This is a genomic window from Pandoraea nosoerga (assembly GCF_902459585.1).
Classification (GTDB): Bacteria; Pseudomonadota; Gammaproteobacteria; order Burkholderiales; family Burkholderiaceae; genus Pandoraea; species Pandoraea nosoerga.
The window spans coordinates 1-633 of sequence record NZ_CABPSC010000039.1 but is presented as its reverse complement, the minus strand read 5'-3'; the positions used below and the strand labels follow the sequence as shown (position 1 = coordinate 633).

Here is a 633-nt window from a genome sequence, read left to right as displayed (position 1 = left end):
CTAGACCTATGGATTCAGTCTAGGATGACCCAAAGGGCCGGGTTTCCCCATTCGGACATTTGTGGATCAATGCTTATTTGCCAGCTCCCCACAACTTTTCGCAGGCTATCGCGTCCTTCATCGCCTGTAATCGCCAAGGCATCCACCACATGCACTTATTCGCTTGACCCTATAACGAGAATGTCTTCCCGCTACAGGTTGAGTTTTCGCGTTGTGCCGTATTCCAAGTCATCTTTCGATCACTTAAATACTGGTTGATACAATCACAACCCGTACAATTTCCACGCGCCATCTCTAACGCGCTTCCGTTGTACTACTTCTTCTTCCAAATTGTTAAAGAACAAATACTGCATGACATTGCTGTCATTCAAAAACATTCACGCAAAATCACTTAGGGATTTACTGCAGACGTAAAAGCTTTTGACTGACATCGATGCGATCCAAGAAGTTGGTGGAGGCAGACGGGATCGAACCGACGACCCCCTGCTTGCAAAGCAGGTGCTCTCCCAGCTGAGCTATGCCCCCCGAATCAGTCTGATGCAGCCTGACAAAAAACCCCTCGCATACCCAGGTATGCCACGGCTTCTTGTGCCTTGCCTCAGCCAGATTTCTTTCAACCGGACATCGGTGGAA

1 tRNA gene and 1 rRNA gene are annotated in these 633 nt (G+C 48.7%); both read right to left on the bottom strand.

Annotated elements, in window-relative coordinates:
* A 23S ribosomal RNA gene (locus PNO31109_RS21805) occupies positions 1-169 on the bottom strand; the annotation flags it as partial.
* A gap of 280 nt (positions 170-449) precedes the next feature.
* Positions 450-525: transfer RNA gene (locus tag PNO31109_RS21800), tRNA-Ala, on the bottom strand.
* Positions 526-633 lie beyond the last annotated feature (108 nt).